Raw genomic sequence first — 17,777 nt, forward strand, 5'->3', positions numbered from 1 at the left:
AAAGTCCCCCCACCGTACGCGGGGGGCGCGCGAGAGCCGGCGGCGGCTCGGTTTCTCCCGAGTCAGCCCGCACTGTGCAGCGCGAACGGATCGGTCGGCGCCTCGAAGACGCTCACCGGCATGCCCAATTCTGCCTCGAGCAGCGCCTCGACCTGCGCACACCACGGGAACTCGGTCGCCCAGTGTCCGGCGTCGACCAGGGCCGGCCCGCCGTCGCGCAGACTCTCGTCGACCGGATGATGACGGAGATCACCGGTCAGGTAGACGTCGACGCCGAGACCGCGGACACGTCCGAGCAAGGAGTCCCCGGCCCCGCCGCACACCGCGACGGTCCGTACCAGCGCGTCCGGGTCTCCCGCGGCGCGGACACCCGCCGGGGTGCGCAACACCCGGGCGGCCTCGGCGACGAAATCGCGCAACGTCATCGGCTCGGTGAGCGACCCGACGCGGCCCAGCCCGACATCGCTGCCCAGGTCGGCCAGTTCGAACACGTCGAAGGCCGGCTCCTCGTACGGGTGCGCGTCGCGCAAGGCGCGCAGGACGCCGGCCCGCAGTCCGCGCGAGGCGACCATCTCGACCCGGGCCTCGTCGACGTGGGTGCGCATCCCGATCTCACCGATGGTCGGTGAGGCGTCCTCGCCGGCCTCGAATTGCCCGGTTCCGACGACCGTCCACGAGCAGTCCCGGTAGTCGCCGATCGCCCCCGCACCCGCGGCGAACATCGCCTCGCTGACCTGCTCGACGTTGCCCTCCGGCACCATCACGACCCACTTGTCCATTGCCGCAACCGGTTTCGGGTCGATGGGGACGGTGCCGCGCAGCCCGAGCCGGTCGGCCAGCGCGTCGGAGACGCCGGGGCGCGCACTGTCGGCGTTGGTGTGTGCGCACAGCAGCGCGATCCCGTTGCGGATCAGCCGATGGACGATCCGGCCTTTGGGGGTGTCGGCGGCCACGGTGGTGACACCGCGCAGGAGGAGCGGGTGATGGGCGACGATGATCCCTGCGCCGGCCGCGACCGCGGCGTCGACCACCGCATCGGTGACGTCCACGCACACCAGCACGCCGCGCGCCGGGTCGGCCCGGTCGCCACACACCAGACCGACCGCATCCCACGATTCGGCGAGGGCGGGCGGATAAGCCCGCTCCACGACGTCGACCACGTCGCCCACGGTCACAGTCGCGTCAGACGGGTTCGCCGGTTCCACTGTCTATCTCCTCTCGTACCAACTCGATCGCCCGCGTGAGCGCGCGGACCTGCGGAAGTGCCCGGACGGCAAGACGAAGATGCGAGTCGCCGAGGCCGACGAAGTTGGCGCAGCTGCGCACCGCGAATCCGTGGCGGATCAGCAGCTGCTTCACCTCGGTGGCGTGGTTCATCTCGACGAGCAGGAAGGGCGCCGCGGGCTCGGCCGCCACCCGGAGCCCGATCCGCGTCAGCTCGGCGACCATCTCGGTGCGCTCGTCGGCGACCCGCCGGGCGATCCCGGCGCAGTATCGCTGCCCCTGTTCCTCGACACAGGCGGTCAGCGCGGCCAGCGCGGGGGTCGACACGGCCCACGGTCGTCGGCCGGCGCGGAGTCGATCGAGCAGGTCGACCGGCCCGAGCAGATACCCCGCGCGGAGTCCAGCGAGACCGAAAGTCTTTGTCACACTGCGGATCACGAGAAGGTCGGGCCAGTCGGCCGAGGCGAGGGACTGGGGTTCGAGTGACCCGTCGGCGCCCAGGGTGAGGTCGGCGAAGGCCTCGTCGACGACGAGGATCCGTCCCGGCCTGCGCAATGCGGCGATGGCCTCGACCGGGTGCAGCACCGACGTCGGGTTCGTGGGATTGCCCAGGATGACGAGATCGGCGTCGTCCGGCACGGCGGTCCCGCTGTCTCCCGGACCGGGCAGCTCCCAGGGTGCGGCCAGCGCGACCTGCGTGATCGGGATGCCCGCGGCGCGGAGCACGACCTCCGGCTCGGTGAACGACGGCTGGATCAGGGCCGCGTGACGAGCCCCCAGCCGCGGGAGCATCTCGAACCCGTCGGCGGCTCCGGAGAGCAGCAGCACTTCCTCGGGACGACGGCCGTGTGCCGCGGCGATCGCGTCGACGGCGCGTCGCTCCTGCCCTCCGGTCGGATACCGCGCAAGATCGTCGAGTCCCGACCGGATGGCGTCGAGGACGAACGCCGGCGGTGTACCGCGGACGTTCACGGCGAAGTCGACGAGCCCCGGCGCGGCGTCCTGGTCGCCGTGACGTTCCGGGTCGGTCAGATCGGCGCGCGGCGGCGGTGTCCCGGCCGGGCCGGTCTCGACGTCGAGCGCGTCGTACCCAACTGTCATGTGTTCAGACCTTACGTGCACGATGGAGAGGTGACGACGACGCCGGATCCCCGCCATCCCGAGACCGTCCTACTCGTCGACCTCGACGGCACGGTCACCGACAGCTTCGCAGGTATCGAGAACAGCTTTCGGCATGCTCTCGCCGTCGTCGGGGCGCCCGAGCCCGACCCGCGCATCGTGGCCGGCATCGCCGGGCCGCCGATGATCGACACGCTGAATGCCCTGGGACTCTCGCCCGAGACGGCCGACAAGGCGATGCGCGCGTACCGAGAGCGATACACCGAGGTGGGCTGGCTGGAGAACTCGGTGTTCGACGGGATGGCCGAGCTGCTCGCCGATCTGGCCGCCGGCGGCCGGACCCTGGCGATCGCGACGTCGAAGAACCAGACCACCGCGCGTCGGATCCTCGAGCACTTCGGTCTGGCCGGACACTTCCGCTACATCGCCGGGGCCAGCGACGACGGTATCCGCCGTGAGAAAGCCGACGTGATCGCCTCCGCCCTCGCCGAACTCGGACTGCCCACCGACCCGCAGACCGGGCACGTCACCACTCCGGTCGTGATGATCGGCGACCGCAGCCATGACGTGCTGGGCGCGGCCGAATTCGGCATCTCAGCGATTCTCGTGCGGTGGGGTTACGCTCTGGGCGGGGAGGAACAGGGCGCGACCTGGGCGGTCGGGTCCGTGGCCGAACTGCGCGACGTCCTGGGTGCGTGACCTCGTACCCGGCGATCGGCTGAGGCGCACATCGACTTGTTGAGGTAGCAGTGTCTGACGAACTCCACATCTGCTTCGTGTGTACGGGCAACATCTGCCGGTCGCCGATGGCGCAGAACATCTTCCGAACGGCGCTCGACGACGCCGGACTCGGCGGCAAGGTGCGTGTTTCCAGTTGCGGGACGAGCGGCTATCACATCGGTGAGCCGGCGGACAATCGCGCGCGAACCGAACTGGTCGCGCACGGCTACTCCGACGCTCATGTCGCCGCGTTGATCGGACCCGAGCACTTCGACGCCGACCTCCTGCTCGCGATGGACGAGGGCCACGTGCGCGAACTCGAACGCAAGCGGCTCGGCGACCGCACACGACTGCTGCGCTCGTTCGATCCGTCCGCGCCCGCCGACGACCTCGATCTCGCCGACCCGTACTACGGCACCCCCGACGACTTCGTGGTGACACGCGAACAGATCGAGGGTTCGATGCCGGGCCTGATCGACTGGGTGCGGGCCGAACTCGGGGTGTCCTGACTCCGGTCCGCGTCTCCTCAGGCCGCCGGCGCGATGAGATTGTGCACGAAGCGGATCTTGGTCAGAACCGTCTCGGGCAGCACGAACGGGTAGAGGTCGGGATGGCCCATCGACCGGTTGATCTGGTTGAGCGCCCACGTCAGCGGTAGCCACTCGTCGATGACCCGGTCGAATCCCACGTCCCCGGGCGGCACCCCGTCGAAGGTTGTGCCCGCGGGCGCCATGGCGAACGCCGCTGCGGTGTCGAGCGTGTCGCGGATGTGCAGGTAGTGCGCGAACGTCTCCGCGAAATCCTCCGCCGGGTGCATCGTCGCGTACGAGGACACGAAGTCCTGCCGCCAGCCCTCGGGAGCGCCCTCGCTGTAGTGGCGGTCGAGAGCCGCCTGATAGTCGTCGTCGGGGTTTCCGAACAGCTCCTCGAAGCCCGCTCGTCGCTCGTCGGTGATGAGAACGAGCTGGTAGTAGTGGCCGATCTCGTGCCGGAAGTGCCCGAGGACGGTCCGGTACGGTTCGGCGAGTTCGACGCGCATCTGTTCGCGGTGGACGTCGTCCCCCTCGGCGAGGTCGAGGGTGATGACGCCGTTCGCATGACCGGTGATGACCGACTGCTTCGCACTGGAGAGCAGGTCGAAGGCCAGCCCGGACTCCGGGTTCTCCTCCCGGGTCTCGATGGGGAGCCCGAGTTCGTCGAGTTCCAGGATGAGGCGACGCTTGGCGGTCTCGGTCTGGCCGAAGATGACCAGCGCCTCGGGATCGTCGTCGCCGGGACGGGTACGGGTGAGGCGGCACGACTCACACATGGTCGGCTTGCCGCTCCACTTCACCAGCCAATTGCATTGCGCGACCTTGGTATTGGCACAGCGTTCGAGCAGCACGCCGTCCACCTCCACGCGCGCCTGGTCGTCGAGGACGTGGATGGTCCTGGTCTTCAGCCAGAAGCCGAGCGGGCTCCGGCAGTTCAGACACAGACTGTTCTCGAAGGAGAGACGCTGACCGCACTTCAAGCAGAGGAAGTCTCGCATTTCGATCAGGCTACCCCCGCTCGGTAGCCTGGGCGGTGTGCACGTACTGCGAACGATCCTCCGGCCCGGGTGGATTGCCCTCGGTCTCGTGGTCGCGGCGTTCGCGGTGGCCTGCTTCACCCTGCTCGCGCCCTGGCAGCTGGGCAAGAACTCCGACACCGAACGCCGCAACGACCTGATCCGCACTGCCACGTCGATCGAGACGGCACCGTTGGCGGAGGTGGCGCCGTCGTCGACCTTCGTGCCGTCCTCGGAGTGGCGTTCGGTCGCGGTGACCGGGCGGTACCTGGCGGACCGGCAGGCTCTCGTCCGGCTCCGCAACATCGATCAGCGCCCCGCGGTGGAGGTGCTCACCCCGTTCGCGGTCAGCGGGTCCGACCGGGTCATCCTCGTCAACCGCGGTTTCGTCCGCCCGGTCGAGGGAGCGGTCCCCGACATCCCGGCCCCGCCCGTCGGCGAGCAAACCGTCGACGGCCGCATCCGGGCCGCCGAGAGCGTGAGCACCGACCGCGGCACACGCGTCGAGAACGGCGCACTGACCGTCGCGACCATCAACCCGGGGCTGGTGTCCGCGGCGACGTCCACCCCGATGGACGACTTCTACCTGCAGCTCTCCCCCGACCAGCCGGGCTCGCTCGGCGAGATCCCGCTGCCCCAGCTCGACACCGGCCCCTACCTGTCGTACGGCCTGCAGTGGCTCGCCTTCGGCGTGATGGCCCCCCTCGGCGTCGGCTACTTCCTCTACTCCGAGATCCGCGCCCGTCGCCGGGCTGCCGCTGCGGCCACCGAGACATCGGCGACCGCGGCCGCCGGCACCGCCGTCGACCAGACGTCCGACCCGGTCGCCGCTGCCACCACGACCGTCGAGTCCCGCTCCCAGCGCCGGCAGCACCGTCGAAAGGAATTGCGGGCCGCCGCCGGGACGACGGTGACCCAGCAGGTCGGCGACATCGGCCATGGCCCGCGCGCCGGTGACGAATCCGGCGACGTCCGCGACAAGCTCACCCGGCGCTACGGCGGCTGAACCGGCGCGCCGCAACTCCGACGCGCGGTCGTACCACGGCGACGACCGCGCAGGTGAGCACCGTCGCGCGTTGCACGCGCCGCGACAAGGCGACCGCGGCCCGGAGATCGGCCGGCCCCGGCGCCGGTCCGGAACCGAGCGTCGGACGCATCTCGACGCCGTACGGGTAGACGGTCCGACCGCCCAGCTGCACCCCCAGCGCCCCGGCGAACCCGGCTTCGACGACCCCCGCGTTCGGACTCGGGTGGGCACTGCTGTCCCGGCGCCACGCCGCGATCGTCCGCCGCGGGGCGCCGCCGATCACCACCAGCAGCGAACCCGCCAGCCGCGCGGGCAGCAGGTTCACGAGATCGTCGAGGCGCGCGGCCGCCCAGCCGAAGTTCCGGTAGCGCTCACTCCGATAGCCGACCATCGCATCGAGCGTGTTGACCGCCCGATACCCCAGCACTCCGGGGACACCCGCCAGTGCACCCCACACCAGCGGACCGACGGTCGCATCGGAGGTGTTCTCGGCGATCGACTCGAGAGCTGCACGGCAGAGCCCCGCCTCGTCGAGTGACTCCGGGTCCCGGCCGCACAGGCTGGGAATGAGCGCTCGCGCACCCTCGAGGTCCTCGGCCTCCAACGCTTGCGCGACCGCATCGCCGACCCGACACAGCGACGTGCCGCCCAGCGCCACCCACGTCGACGCCGCGGTCACCGCGACGCCGACGACGCCTGCAGATCGCCGACCGGGCAACGCCGCGAGCGCCACCGTCGAACCGACCATCACCCCGACCAGCCCGACGCCCGCCGCCCGCGAGTCCCGGTACATACGCCGCTCGACCGCACCCGTCAGCCGTCCGAATCCGGCCACCGGGTGACCGCGCGACGGATCACCGAACAGCTCGTCGAGCACGAACCCGGCCACCAACCCCGCCGCGGTGACGTCACCACGACGGCGATCGGGGTGCGGACTACGGAAACGCGACGGTCTGGGCACCGCGCGATGGTATCCACAGATGGTCGTGCCACACTTGGCCCCCGTGGCCCGGACAACCGCACACCCGACACCCGGTCGGTACGACATCGACACCGGCGTCGCCGAGTTGAGCCCCGACACCATCGCGGGCGGGTGGCTGCTGACCATCAACGGGGCGCACAGCTCGCACATCCACCCCGACGACCCGACCGCGCTCGACTTCGAGTACCTGCGGCAGATGGCGGCCGTCATCGACGAACGGCACCCCACGACCGATCGGCTACGGGTCCTGCATCTCGGTGGGGCCGCCTGCGCGCTGGCGCGCCACCTCGACCACCGCTACCCGGACGCCCGCCAGGTGGCCGTCGAGATCGACGCCGAACTCGCACGCCTCGTGCGGGAGTGGTTCGACCTCCCGCGGGCGCCGAAACTCCGGATACGGGTCGGCGATGCGCGGCAGGTCGTCGAGTCGCTGCAGCCGGGCACCCGCGAGGTCGTCGTGCGGGACGCGTTCGCCGGCGACCGCACGCCACGGCACCTCACGACGCACGAATTCACCGAACGCGTCCGCGACGTCCTCGTCCCCGGCGGCCTGTATCTCGCCAACTGCGGCGACAGCCGGGACCTCGCCGGCGCCCGCGCCGAAGCCGCGACCGTCGGATCGGTGTTCGGCCATCTCGCGCTCGTCGCCGACGCCGCGATGTTCCAGGGTCGACGCACCGGCAACATCGTGATCGCGGGCAGCGACACCCCGCTCGATCCGTCGGCCTCCCTCGTCCGCACCCTGCTCAGCGATCCGCTACCGGCGCAAATCCTCTTCGGTGACCGGGCCCGCGAGTTCGCCCGCGGCGAGGCCCTGACCGACGAGCCGTGAAGCACCGGGGTGGTCGCGCGGCCGCCCGCCGGACGCGGTGTCGTGACCCGGCTGCCGGCACACGCTGCACACCTGTCGTCGCCAATGGATAGGGTTGGGTTCGATCCCGACGCCGAGGAACCGAGGATGACGTGAGCGATCCATCGTCGCGTGCGGGTACGACGCTGGGTCCGTACCGCATCGACAGACTCCTGGGTCGTGGCGGTATGGGTGAGGTCTACGAGGCCTACGACACCGTCCGGGAACGCCGCATCGCCCTGAAACTCCTGCCCCCACACCTGGTGCACGACAAGGACTTCCGCGAGCGCTTCGAGCGGGAGTCGAAGACCGCGGCGAAGCTCTCCGACCCGCACGTCATCCCGATCCACGACTGGGGCGAGAAGGACGGCGTCCTCTTCATCGACATGCGACTCGTCGACGGGCAGGACCTGCGCAAGCTGCTCGCCGCCGGTCCGCTGCCCGCCGCCCGGGCGGTTGCGATCCTCGGCCAGGTGGCGTCGGCTCTCGACGCCGCGCACCGCAACGGCCTCGTCCACCGAGACATCAAGCCGGACAACATTCTCGTCGACGCCGACGACTTCGCCTACCTCGTCGACTTCGGCATCGCGCAGGGCGCGAGCGACAGCCGCCTCACCCAGATCGGGACCGCGCTCGGGACACTCGCCTACATGGCGCCGGAGCGGTTCGGCGACGACCCCGCCGGGCCGAGTTCGGACAACTACGCGTTGGCCTGCGTGTTGTACGAATGTGTCACCGGTCAGACCCCGTATCCGGTGAAAACCGATCAGGGTCTGATGGCCGCGCACATCACCAAGGAACCGCCGACGATGGGCGGTCCGCTCGACCCGGTCATCGCGCGCGGACTCGCCAAGGATCCGGCGCAGCGCTATCCGACGGCGCGCGAACTGATCCGGGCCGCGGCGTCGGCGCTGACCGAACCGCCCGCGTCGTCGGCACCGCCGACGGTGACACCGCGCATCGTGACACCACCCCCGATGGCCCCGCCCACCTACGCGCCCGGAGGGCCCGGCTCGGACGCGTTTCGCAAGCCAGGGAGTCCGGTCCCCTCGGATCGGACGGTCATCTCGCCCGGCACACCCGCGCCCGGACAGCCCGGCGGCGCCCCCGGTTTCGGGCCACCGCCGGGACAGTCCGGCCCGCAACGACTTTCGAGCCCCCAGGCTTATTCGGGACCCCAGTCCTATTCGGGCGCGCCGTCCTACCCGGGTCCCCAGCGCTCGGGTCCCCAGTCCTATTCGGGCCCCCAGCACTCCGGCCCGCAACAGTTCTCCGGCCCGCAACAGTTCGCGGGCCCGGGCCAGTGGGGCACCCCGACCGCCCCGCCGCGGAAATCGAACACCGGACGGAATGTGGCCATCGCGGTGGGAGCCGGGCTGGTCGTGATCGCGCTGGCGGTCACCGGCATCATCGTGGTCCTGGCCGGTTCGGGCGATGAGGACCCGGCCCCGCCGAGCACGTCGACCAGTGCGATCCCGGCGGGCACCGTCGCGTGCGACTACCCGACACGAACCGCGGTCGGCGGCATCACCCAGCCCGCTCCCGCCCCAAGCCAACCGAACACCGGAACGGTCGACGCGCAGATCCCCATTGCCGGCCAGGGCACGATCGACCTGACGCTCGACCGTGCCGAGGCGCCCTGCAACGTGGGGGCGATGGTGTCGTTGATCGAGTCCGGTTTCTACGACAACAGCAAGTGTCACCGCGCGTCGCGGCAGTACCTGATCTGCGGCTCGTCCGGCGGCCGGGAGGGCACCAACCCGGGCTGGACCAGCCCGGACGAGCTGCCCGAGAATTTGCCGTCGGCCGGCACCGACGACGACGGCGTACCGCAGGTCACCTACCCACGCGGCACCGTCGGCATCCTCGATCTGCCAGACGACGAAGGCGCGACCGGCTCGACGACGTTCTTCCTGCTCGCCGACGACACCGACCTCCCGCTGACCTACTCGACCGTCGGCACCATCGACCCGTCCGGACTCGCCGTCCTCGACAAGGTCCTGGCAGGCGGTTTCACCCCGAATGCCCCGGGCGCGGCGTCGGGCCCGCCGAAGCAGAACCTGCTGATCCAAAAAGCGACCGTCGGCGGGTGACCCGAGGAGTCCATGTGGATCCAGTTGCGGTTTGTCCCGGCAACCGGGACAAACCGCAACCGGAATTCTGGGCCATCACCGATCGGCGCGCGCACAGGCACGGATCGCGGTGCTCTCCGTGAGCTCGACGCCGCGTTGGGTGGGGTTGCCGCCGCTTGGTGGTTGGGCCTCCACCCGAAAGAACCTCGAAAACACCTGGTGTTCACCGGCTCTCACGGAGCGCATTCGCGCTCGTCGGCGACTGCGGTGGTCCGGCACCGCCGCCTGACCGACGCCGACGTCACCACGCACGCCGACCTCAGGGTCACCGCAGCGGCGCTCACCGTCCTCGACGCCTCCGCCGAACTCGGAATCGCTGTCCTCGATTCGGCGCTTCTCTCCGCCTCGGTGAAACTCGCCGACCTACAGGCCGCGCACTTGCGCTACCCCGGGCGGCATGGTTCTCCGGCCATCACTCAGCACTTGCGACTTCTCGGCGACGGCGCGCGATCGGAGGCGGAGCGAATCGTGGCCACGTTGTTTCGCGAGTCGGGCATAGTGAGCTGGACACCGAACGCGGGCGCCGAGGGATACGTCATCGACGTGGCCTTCACCCGGGAGAAGCTGGCTGTCGAAATCGACGGATTCGCCTACCACCGCGATGTCACGACGTTTCAGCGAGATCGGACAAAGCGCAATGCGCTCATCGCCGCGGGCTGGACCGTCCTGAACTTCACCTGGGCCGACATCGTCGAACGCAGTGATCAGGTGGTGACCACGGTGAAAAATGCGTTGAGCCGTTCGGCCGCCTGATCCGGTTGCGACTTGTCCCGCAAAGCGATACAAACCGCAACCGGATCAGCACGAGCCGCAAAGGGCCACCCGACTAGATCACGTAGTTCATCCGGCTCAGGATCGCCTGTCCGAGAGCCTGATCGCCATGCAACTCCACCGCAGACGGATCGGCATCCCGTCGGCCACCGGCGTACCGCGCGAGATTCGTCGCATCCAGCCGGATACGCACGTCGGCGGCGTCGTCGCCGCCGTCGAACTCGTCGACGACACCTGCCCGGTCCGCGACGGCGATTCGCACGGTCCGCGGAGACACCCCGGTGATGTCGAAGAGGACGGTGCTGCCCTTCGGTGCATCGGCTCGCTTCCCGACGACGAAGGGCAACGACGCGCCGATCTCGTCGAGTGCGAACGACGCCGGGCCCCGCTCGGCCACGGCGGAACGATCGGTGCCGTCACGCAGGTCGATCTCGTGCACCCAACAGTCGAAGATCCGAATCCGCATGAATCGCCCGTACGTGTCCGGCCCGGCAGGCGTCATCGCCTCGGCGTCGAAGTCGTTCTGCGACATGGCTTTCAGCGCCTCGGTCCGGACGCCGATGATCTCGTCGAGGGCGGCGACCACCTCGGCACGCGGCTTCGGGCGGTAATGGTCGACCCACTTCTCGTTGAGTTCGCCGATCGGGTTACGGACGTGGTCGAGGGCGCTGACCGTACGGGTGGCCTCGACGTCGCGGCCGTCGAGCATGCTTTCGGTCCCGACGATGTGGGCGACGATGTCGGCATTGGTCCAGCCGGGCAGAACCGACGGCGCCGACCACGCATCGTCGTCGAGCGCGCGGGCCAGTTCGCCGATCACGCCCCACTGCGCGATCAGAGCCTCGGTCACCTCGTCGATCGGCAGGATCGTCGTCGCCATCGTTTCTCCTCGGGTCTGGATCGGCGATCAGGTCGCCGGCGGGTCACTCGGTTCAACCGTATCGGGGACCGTTCGGCGGATCCCGGGACCCGCCGAACGGAGGACACTGCGCGGTGTCGGCCCCGGCGAACGACCCGGGCACCCTACGCTTGTCCGCGTGTCTGCATCCGTGCGCGCCGGCGACCGGCTCGGTCCGTACCTCATCGACGGGTTGATCGGCCGGGGCGGAATGGGCGAGGTGTACCGCGCGACCGACACCCGCAAGGACCGGGTCGTCGCCCTGAAGCTGCTCAGCCCTCAGGTCGCCGACGACCCGGCTTTCCGTGACCGGTTCCACCGCGAGTCGCGCGTTGCCGCCCGCCTCAACGATCCACACGTCATCCCGATCCACGACTGGGGAGAGATCGACGGGCGCCTGTTCATCGACATGCGCCTGGTCGACGGCCGCGACCTACGCACCCTGCTCCTGCAGGACGGACCCCTGCCGGCTGAACGCGCGCTGCGGATCGTCGGTCAGATCGGTGACGCCCTCGATGCTGCGCATCGATCCGGCCTCGTCCACCGCGACGTCAAACCCGACAACATTCTCGTCGACGATCGCGACTTCGCGTACCTCGTGGATTTCGGTCTCGCACAGGCGGACACCGACACACGGTTCACGAGCACCGGCACCGCGGTCGGTTCCTTCGGCTACATGGCGCCGGAGCGGTTCGGCGACGATGCCGTGGGGCCGCCCGCCGACATCTACGCGCTGGCGTGCGTGCTGTTCGAATGTCTCGCCGGAGTGCACCCGTTCGCCTCGGCGACCACCATCGAGCGGTTGATCGCCGCCCACCTCACCGCCCCGCCGCCGCGCCTCGGTGCCGCGATCGATCACGTCATCGCCCGCGGGATGGCGAAAGATCCGTCGCAGCGCCAGCTCTCGGCGGCAGCGCTGGTCGCCGACGCCGGCGCCGCCCTGCGGTCGGAGCCTCTCGGCGGCACGCCGACGATCATCCCGGCCGGACCCCCCACCGTCGTCCCCGTCACCGCGTCGGCATCGACACCCGCCGGTCCGCCCGGGCCGTGGGACGCCACCCGGGCCGCGGTCTGGACCACACCGCCCCGCCGCCGGTCACCTCTGGTTCCCATCGTCGTGGCGACGTCCGTCGTGCTGCTGATCTGCGCCGGCGTCGTCGCCTGGGCGATCATCACGACCGAGCGGGACAACCCGGCGACCACAGCCGCCGACGCATCCGCAGTGTCCACGACCACCGAGGCGGCGCCCCAGCCGACGACGCCGACGCCGGCCGAACCGACACCCCTTCCCGGACCGACTTCGCAACCGGGCCCCGCGTCGCAGCCGGGTCCGGCACCCCGGCCGTCGGCGAGTCCTCAACCCGCAATCGTCCCCGGCGATCTCGGTCTCACCGTGCCGATGACCCGACCGGCGTGTGACGGCACCGGAATCGTCGTGGTCGCGAACGCGATCGCGCCCGGAAACTACCCCGGTGAAGTGCAGTCCTATCTGAACCAGCACCCGGGTGCGGCCTACCTACGCACCGATCAGTCGTGCCCGTCGCTCAAGCAGGAGAGCGATGTCGGCACTCCGATCTATGCCGTCTATTACGTCGCGGGCCGCAGCCTCGAGGACATCTGCACGATGCGCGATCAGATCGGCGGCGATGCGTACGGCCGCTGGCTCGACTACACCACCGACCCGGAATCGCAGATCACCTGCTGACCGCGCCCCTACAGGGACGACGCGACGAACAAGGACCGGACCTGTCCGCATCGTCGGGCAGGATGAGCACATGTTGGAAACCTCCGCGCGATTGCTTGCGTTGCTGTCGCTACTGCAGACACGACGCGAGTGGTCGGGTCCCGAACTCGCCGAGCGCCTGGACATCACCACCCGCACCGTCCGGCGCGACATCGACAAATTGCGCGAACTGGGCTACCCGGTGGACGCCAACGTCGGCTCGCGCGGTGGCTACCGACTGGGCGCCGGCGCGGAGATGCCGCCGCTGCTGCTCGACGACCAGGAGGTCCTCGCGGTCGCCCTAGGTCTCGACGCGGTGACGACCGGTGCGGTCGCCGACATGGCGGAGGCCTCGGCGGGCGCGCTCGCGAAGCTGCGTCAGGTCATGCCGTCGAGGCTGCGCCACCGGCTCGACGCCCTGCGGATCGAGGCCGTCCCGCGTACCGCACCGGCGAGCGCGGTGTCCGCGGACCGGCTCACCGAAATCGCGACCGCATGCCATCGGAACGAGCGGCTGCGGTTCGACTATCGGCGCAACGACGGGGAGGAGAGCCGACGCGAGATCGAACCCTATCGACTCGTCCGCAACGGGAACCGTTGGTATCTGGTCGGTTTCGACATCCAACGCTGCGCCTGGCGGTCGTTCCGGGTCGACCGGATGGAACCGAAGGTGCCGACCGGACCGCGTTTCACCCCGCGCGAACCACCCGAGGGCGGCGCGGCGGCGTTCGTACTGCGCGGTCTCGGGTCCGTCTACCGACGCGTCACGGCGCGGGTGCGTATCCATGCCTCGCTCGACGCGGTGTCGGCGATGGTCCACGAATCGTGGGGTGCACTCGAGTCCGGCGACGAGCACAGTTGCGAGATCACGCTGTACAGCACGTCGCTCGCCGAGATCGCTCGCTGGCTGTACGCCTTCGGCGCGGATTTCACCGTGATCGAACCGGTTGAACTCCGGGCCGAGTTGGTGGCCGCCGCGGAGTACCACGACCGGGTCGCCGAACGGTACCGACGGGCAGTCGTCGCGCAACCGTGACCGTCACCGACGCCGTTACCCGACCGTGACATCGGCACCGTGTCTGTCACATGGACGCTCCCGAGCCGACCGACTCCGCCGATTTTCTCTACCGTCGGTGTCATGCGACTTCTCATCACTGGCGCCACGGGGTACGTCGGTTCCCGCTTGGTGTGCGCACTGCTCAAGCAGGGACACGACGTGGTCGTCACGTCGCGGGACACCCGGAAGCTGGCCAAGTTCGGTTGGTCGGACCAAGTCAGCATGGTGACCATGGACGCCGACGACCCGGCTTCGGTCCAGAAGGCGATGTCGGACGCCGGCCAGATCGACGCGATCTACTACCTCGTCCACGCCATCGGCCAGGCCGACTTCGCGAACGGCGACCGCGACGCCGCACGCAACGTCGCCGAAGCCGCACGCGACGCCGGAGTGGGACGGATCATCTATCTCGGCGGTTTCGTGCCGTCGGACGACAAACTGTCCACCCATCTGCAGAGCCGCGCCGACGTCGCCGACGGACTGGGGGTCGACGGCGGGCCCGAACTAGTGTGGCTGCGCGCCGCAGTGGTCATCGGCGCGGGTTCGACGTCGTTCGAGATCATTCGCTACATGGCCGACCGACTGCCGGTGATCCCCGAACCCGACTGGATCACCAACGAGATGGATCCCATCTCCATCCGCGACGCGGTCCACTATCTGGCCGCGGCGTGCGACTCGTCGGTCCTGCCCGCCGGGAACTACGACATCTCCGGCCCCGACAGCGCGCGCTACATCTCGATCCTGCACGAGTACGTGTCGGCGATCCGGATGCCGAGGCTGCGGCTACCGGTCTTCGGGATCTCGACCCGGCTCGCGGGCCGGGTCGGCGGCATGCTCGTGCCGGTCCCGGCGTCGCTCACCGAGGAGCTCGTCACCTCCCTCGACCACCCGATGACGGCGTCCGAGCACCGCATCCGCGACCTCGTCCCGCCGCCCGAGGGCGGACTGACACCGATGCGCGAGGCCGTCCACGCATCCGTGCGGTCGCCGTATCCCCGCTCGGTGTGCGACCTCGACGACCTCCACCACCTCGCCGACACCGACCCGGCCTGGGCCGGCGGCGACTGGCTGCGGGTGAAGCGCAGCGTCGTCGAGACGATCGGTACGTCCCTCGGAGTGGCGACGAAGGTCGTCGGAGTCCTCCGACCGGGTCGCGCCGATGTAGCGTCGTGACCGGTGACCATTGATCGACCGATTTCCTGACCGATCGAACTAGGTGGTGATGTGCTGGTGACCTCACTGGCGCGCGACCTGTACGACTCCGTCGCCGCGGACCGCGACCCCGATCCCGGCGCCCACTACATCCGACGACGCTGGCTGGTCGGCGTCTTCCTCGTCATCGGTGCGGTGGTTCTCGGCATCTCCCTACGGGTGGAGCCGGGTGACGCCGCGTTCTACCCGCTGACCATCGGCCTGGCGGCGGTGTGGATCGTAGGCGCGTTCGTCTCCGGACCGCTGCGCCTCGGCGCCTTCAGCCCCACCCCCTCGCGCCCGCCCGACCGGATCGGCGCGATCGGACTCGGCGTCGTCGTCGGCCTGGCCGTGGGCGGCGCGTTCGTGGTCGGTGGCCTGGTGGCACGGATGATCCCCGGCGTCAGCGACCTCGCCAACCAGGTGCTGGCCTTCGCCGACTTCGGCAGCCTAGCCGTGGTCACCGCGATCACGATGCTCAACGGCCTCGCCGAGGAGCTGTTCTTCCGCGGCTCGGTCTACTCGGCGGCCCGCCCGCACAACCCGATCCTCGTGTCGACGGTCATTTACGTGCTGGTCACCATGGCCAGCGGCAACGTGATGCTGGGCTTCGCCGGCGCGGTCCTCGGCACCGTCTGCGCCATCCTCCGACGCAGCACCGCCGGCATCCTCGCACCCGCGATCACCCACGTCATCTGGGGCGCGGTGATGGTCCTGGCCCTCCCGCCCGTCTTCGCCTGACCCTCTGCTCCCCGGTCCGCGAGAAGCGACCCCCATTGCTCCCTGACGACCCCCTGCTCCCTGAGGAGCGCCCGGAGCTTGCGGAGGGCGCGTTCCCCTGCTCCCTGAGGACCGCCCGGAGCTTGCGGAGGGCCACCCCATCGCTCCCTGAGGAGCGCCCGGAGCTTGCGGAGGGCGCGTTCCCCTGCTCCCTGAGGAGCGCCCGGAGCTTGCGAAGGGCGCGTCACGAAGGGTCTTCGCAACCCGACCCACCAAGACCCTTCGTGACGCTCGCAAGCTCGCTCCTCAGGGAGCAGGGTGACGCTCGCAAGCTCGCTCCTCAGGGAGCAGGGCGACGCTCGCAAGCTCGCTCCTCAGGGAGCAGGGTGACGCTCACAAGCTCGCTCCTCAGGGAGCGTGGTAATCCCGGTCAGACCCGGTTTGAGCGACCGGCATCGGAGCGACTAAATTCGTGTGCGCAGCGCCACGCTCGTCAGCGCGGCACGCGCGTATAGCTCAGCGGTAGAGCTCTGGTCTTACACACCAGCGGTCAGGGGTTCGAATCCCTTTGCGCGCACTCCCCCGATTTCGTAGCTCAGACCCGCGCCCAGCGCGACTCCTAGCCGTGAAATAGCTACCGGCTCAACCACTCCCGCGTGTAGACGTCCTGCCAGCGCACCGAGATGTTGCGTCGGGCGGCAGCACTGCTCTCGGTCCCGAGGGTGTCGATCAGCACGTCGTCGACGATGTCGCGTACCTCGTCGGAGAGCGCGGGCAGGTCGTCGGCGTACCGGGCGATCAGGCCGACGCGCACACCGTCGACGGTGTCACCGGTGCCGTCGACCGACGCGAAGACCGTCAGGCGGCCGAGTTCGCGGCGGGTACGCACGGCGATGAGTTGTTTGACGACGCGGTCGCTCGTGTTGACGCGCAGTTCGTCGGTCGCCAGGGTCCGAGCCGGCCGCCGAATCCGTTGCAGGCTGCCCGAGATCGAGGTGATCAGCCGATCGACGTCACCGATGGGTTCGTCGGCGGCGATCTGCTGTGTCGCCTCGACGAGCCAGGCGTCGGCAACGTCGGTGGCCTCGAAGTCGCGTCCGTGCTTGTCAGGCACCGACCTCGCCTCCCTCCGCGTCGTCGACGGTCTCCGTCGGTGTGATTCTCGGTTTACCAGGGTTCCACGGCGCCAAACGGGTCAACAGGAACTTCCGGCTCCGTTGGAGATGACCGCGCACCGATCCCGTGGTGATGCGCAACACCTGTCCGATTTCCTCGAGCGTAAGCCCCTCGACTTCCTTCAGCCACCACGCGGCGCGCGAATTGGCGGGGAGGTTGTCCAGTTCGGCACGCAGCGCATCCATGAGCAGACTCCGTTCGGCCATGTCGGAGGGCAGCGGTCCGGCGGCCTCGAGTTCGGCGAACCGCTCGTCGTCGAACGGGACGTCGCGTCGGCGGCGGTGGTAGTCCACCGCCTTGCGGTGCGCGATGGCGAACATCCACGTGCGGAAGCTGCTCCGGAAAGCAAAGTCGGGCAGCCCCTTCCACGCGTCGAGCAAGATCTCCTGCGTGAGGTCCTCGGCGGTCTGCTGACCGTCGACCATCCGCAGCATGTATCGCAGCAGACCCGGGGTCACGCGCCGGACGAGCACGTCGAACGCCTCGGTGTCGCCGACGGCGGCCGCGCCTGCGAGCTCGTCATCGCCGAGCTCAGATAGGTCCAGCGCAGACGAGTCGAGTGGCTGCCTGTGAGCTGAATCACCGGTATTCATGCGTGCAACTCCCCCCGTCCGTCCCGACTGACCTTACAGACGGAT

16 protein-coding genes, 1 tRNA gene and 1 pseudogene are annotated in these 17,777 nt (G+C 69.6%); 11 read left to right on the forward strand and 7 right to left on the reverse strand.

Translation table 11 applies throughout. The annotated features are described in order from the left end of the window. Positions 1-62: 62 nt before the first annotated feature. Positions 63-1,205 (reverse strand): Nif3-like dinuclear metal center hexameric protein, encoded by a 1,143-nt coding sequence (locus tag GR168_RS14880; RefSeq protein ID WP_238994907.1) that lies wholly within the window; start codon positions 1,203-1,205, stop codon positions 63-65. Beyond that, positions 1,183-2,325, reverse strand: coding sequence for an Rv2231c family pyridoxal phosphate-dependent protein CobC (gene cobC / locus GR168_RS14885; RefSeq protein ID WP_159371079.1), 1,143 nt, complete (start codon positions 2,323-2,325; stop codon positions 1,183-1,185). Before cobC ends, GR168_RS14880 begins: the two co-directional genes overlap by 23 nt. Before the next feature lie 30 nt (positions 2,326-2,355). Here cobC and GR168_RS14890 point away from each other — a divergent pair, with 30 nt between their 5' ends. Then, complete coding sequence (locus GR168_RS14890; protein ID WP_159371080.1) at positions 2,356-3,042, forward strand: HAD hydrolase-like protein; 687 nt, start codon at positions 2,356-2,358, stop codon at positions 3,040-3,042. A gap of 50 nt (positions 3,043-3,092) precedes the next feature. Beyond that, entirely contained in the window at positions 3,093-3,572 is a 480-nt protein-coding gene (locus GR168_RS14895; RefSeq protein WP_159371081.1) for a low molecular weight protein-tyrosine-phosphatase, read from the forward strand. A gap of 17 nt (positions 3,573-3,589) precedes the next feature. Here the strand turns inward: GR168_RS14895 and GR168_RS14900 are convergent, their stop codons facing one another. After that, the gene (locus GR168_RS14900; protein ID WP_058253129.1) at positions 3,590-4,594 is read right to left on the reverse strand and encodes a putative zinc-binding metallopeptidase; all 1,005 of its coding nucleotides are present in this window, start codon (positions 4,592-4,594) and stop codon (positions 3,590-3,592) included. 37 nt (positions 4,595-4,631) lie between these two features. Between GR168_RS14900 and GR168_RS14905 the strand changes: the two genes are divergently transcribed. Continuing rightward, on the forward strand, positions 4,632-5,618 hold the full coding sequence (locus tag GR168_RS14905; protein WP_203235860.1) for an SURF1 family cytochrome oxidase biogenesis protein: 987 nt from the start codon (positions 4,632-4,634) through the stop codon (positions 5,616-5,618). Here the strand turns inward: GR168_RS14905 and GR168_RS14910 are convergent. After that, the gene (locus tag GR168_RS14910; protein WP_275406143.1) at positions 5,596-6,600 is read right to left on the reverse strand and encodes a cobalamin biosynthesis protein; all 1,005 of its coding nucleotides are present in this window, start codon (positions 6,598-6,600) and stop codon (positions 5,596-5,598) included. The genes GR168_RS14905 and GR168_RS14910 overlap by 23 nt on opposite strands. A gap of 43 nt (positions 6,601-6,643) precedes the next feature. Between GR168_RS14910 and GR168_RS14915 the strand changes: the two genes are divergently transcribed. The 3 genes and pseudogenes from GR168_RS14915 to GR168_RS14925 all read left to right on the forward strand — a co-directional run. Next, positions 6,644-7,453, forward strand: a complete 810-nt coding sequence (locus GR168_RS14915; protein WP_159371083.1) for a fused MFS/spermidine synthase — start codon at positions 6,644-6,646, stop codon at positions 7,451-7,453. A 131-nt stretch (positions 7,454-7,584) separates the two neighbouring features. Further along, the gene (locus GR168_RS14920; protein WP_159371084.1) at positions 7,585-9,564 is read left to right on the forward strand and encodes a protein kinase; all 1,980 of its coding nucleotides are present in this window, start codon (positions 7,585-7,587) and stop codon (positions 9,562-9,564) included. Between the two features lie 64 nt (positions 9,565-9,628). After that, positions 9,629-10,356, forward strand: a pseudogene (locus GR168_RS14925) (DUF559 domain-containing protein); the annotation flags it as partial. A gap of 73 nt (positions 10,357-10,429) precedes the next feature. On the opposite strand, the gene GR168_RS14930 reads toward GR168_RS14925, so the two are convergent. Continuing rightward, on the reverse strand, positions 10,430-11,254 hold the full coding sequence (locus GR168_RS14930; RefSeq protein ID WP_159371085.1) for a maleylpyruvate isomerase family mycothiol-dependent enzyme: 825 nt from the start codon (positions 11,252-11,254) through the stop codon (positions 10,430-10,432). Between the two features lie 157 nt (positions 11,255-11,411). On the opposite strand from GR168_RS14930, the gene GR168_RS14935 reads away from it, so the two are divergent. From GR168_RS14935 to GR168_RS14955, 5 genes are all read left to right on the forward strand, one after another. Then, entirely contained in the window at positions 11,412-12,977 is a 1,566-nt protein-coding gene (locus GR168_RS14935; protein ID WP_159371086.1) for a serine/threonine-protein kinase, read from the forward strand. A gap of 70 nt (positions 12,978-13,047) precedes the next feature. After that, the gene (locus GR168_RS14940) at positions 13,048-14,031 is read left to right on the forward strand and encodes a YafY family protein (RefSeq protein WP_159371087.1); all 984 of its coding nucleotides are present in this window, start codon (positions 13,048-13,050) and stop codon (positions 14,029-14,031) included. 102 nt (positions 14,032-14,133) lie between these two features. Beyond that, entirely contained in the window at positions 14,134-15,225 is a 1,092-nt protein-coding gene (locus tag GR168_RS14945; protein ID WP_159371088.1) for an NAD(P)H-binding protein, read from the forward strand. Positions 15,226-15,276: 51 nt separating this feature from the next. Then, positions 15,277-15,984 carry a type II CAAX endopeptidase family protein gene (locus GR168_RS14950; RefSeq protein ID WP_159371089.1) on the forward strand — a complete coding sequence of 236 codons (708 nt, stop codon included), beginning with the start codon at positions 15,277-15,279 and terminating at the stop codon, positions 15,982-15,984. A gap of 484 nt (positions 15,985-16,468) precedes the next feature. Then, a tRNA-Val gene (locus GR168_RS14955) sits at positions 16,469-16,540 on the forward strand. 57 nt (positions 16,541-16,597) lie between these two features. On the opposite strand, the gene GR168_RS14960 is transcribed toward GR168_RS14955, so the two are convergent. Together GR168_RS14960 and GR168_RS14965 are read right to left on the reverse strand one after the other, a co-directional pair. After that, positions 16,598-17,077, reverse strand: coding sequence for a hypothetical protein (locus tag GR168_RS14960; protein ID WP_159371090.1), 480 nt, complete (start codon positions 17,075-17,077; stop codon positions 16,598-16,600). Continuing rightward, positions 17,070-17,732, reverse strand: coding sequence for a sigma-70 family RNA polymerase sigma factor (locus tag GR168_RS14965; RefSeq protein ID WP_159371091.1), 663 nt, complete (start codon positions 17,730-17,732; stop codon positions 17,070-17,072). Before GR168_RS14965 ends, GR168_RS14960 begins: the two co-directional genes overlap by 8 nt. Positions 17,733-17,777: the final 45 nt, after the last annotated feature.

The organism is Gordonia sp. JH63, assembly GCF_009856645.1.
GTDB classification, from domain to species: Bacteria; Actinomycetota; Actinomycetes; order Mycobacteriales; family Mycobacteriaceae; genus Gordonia; species Gordonia hongkongensis.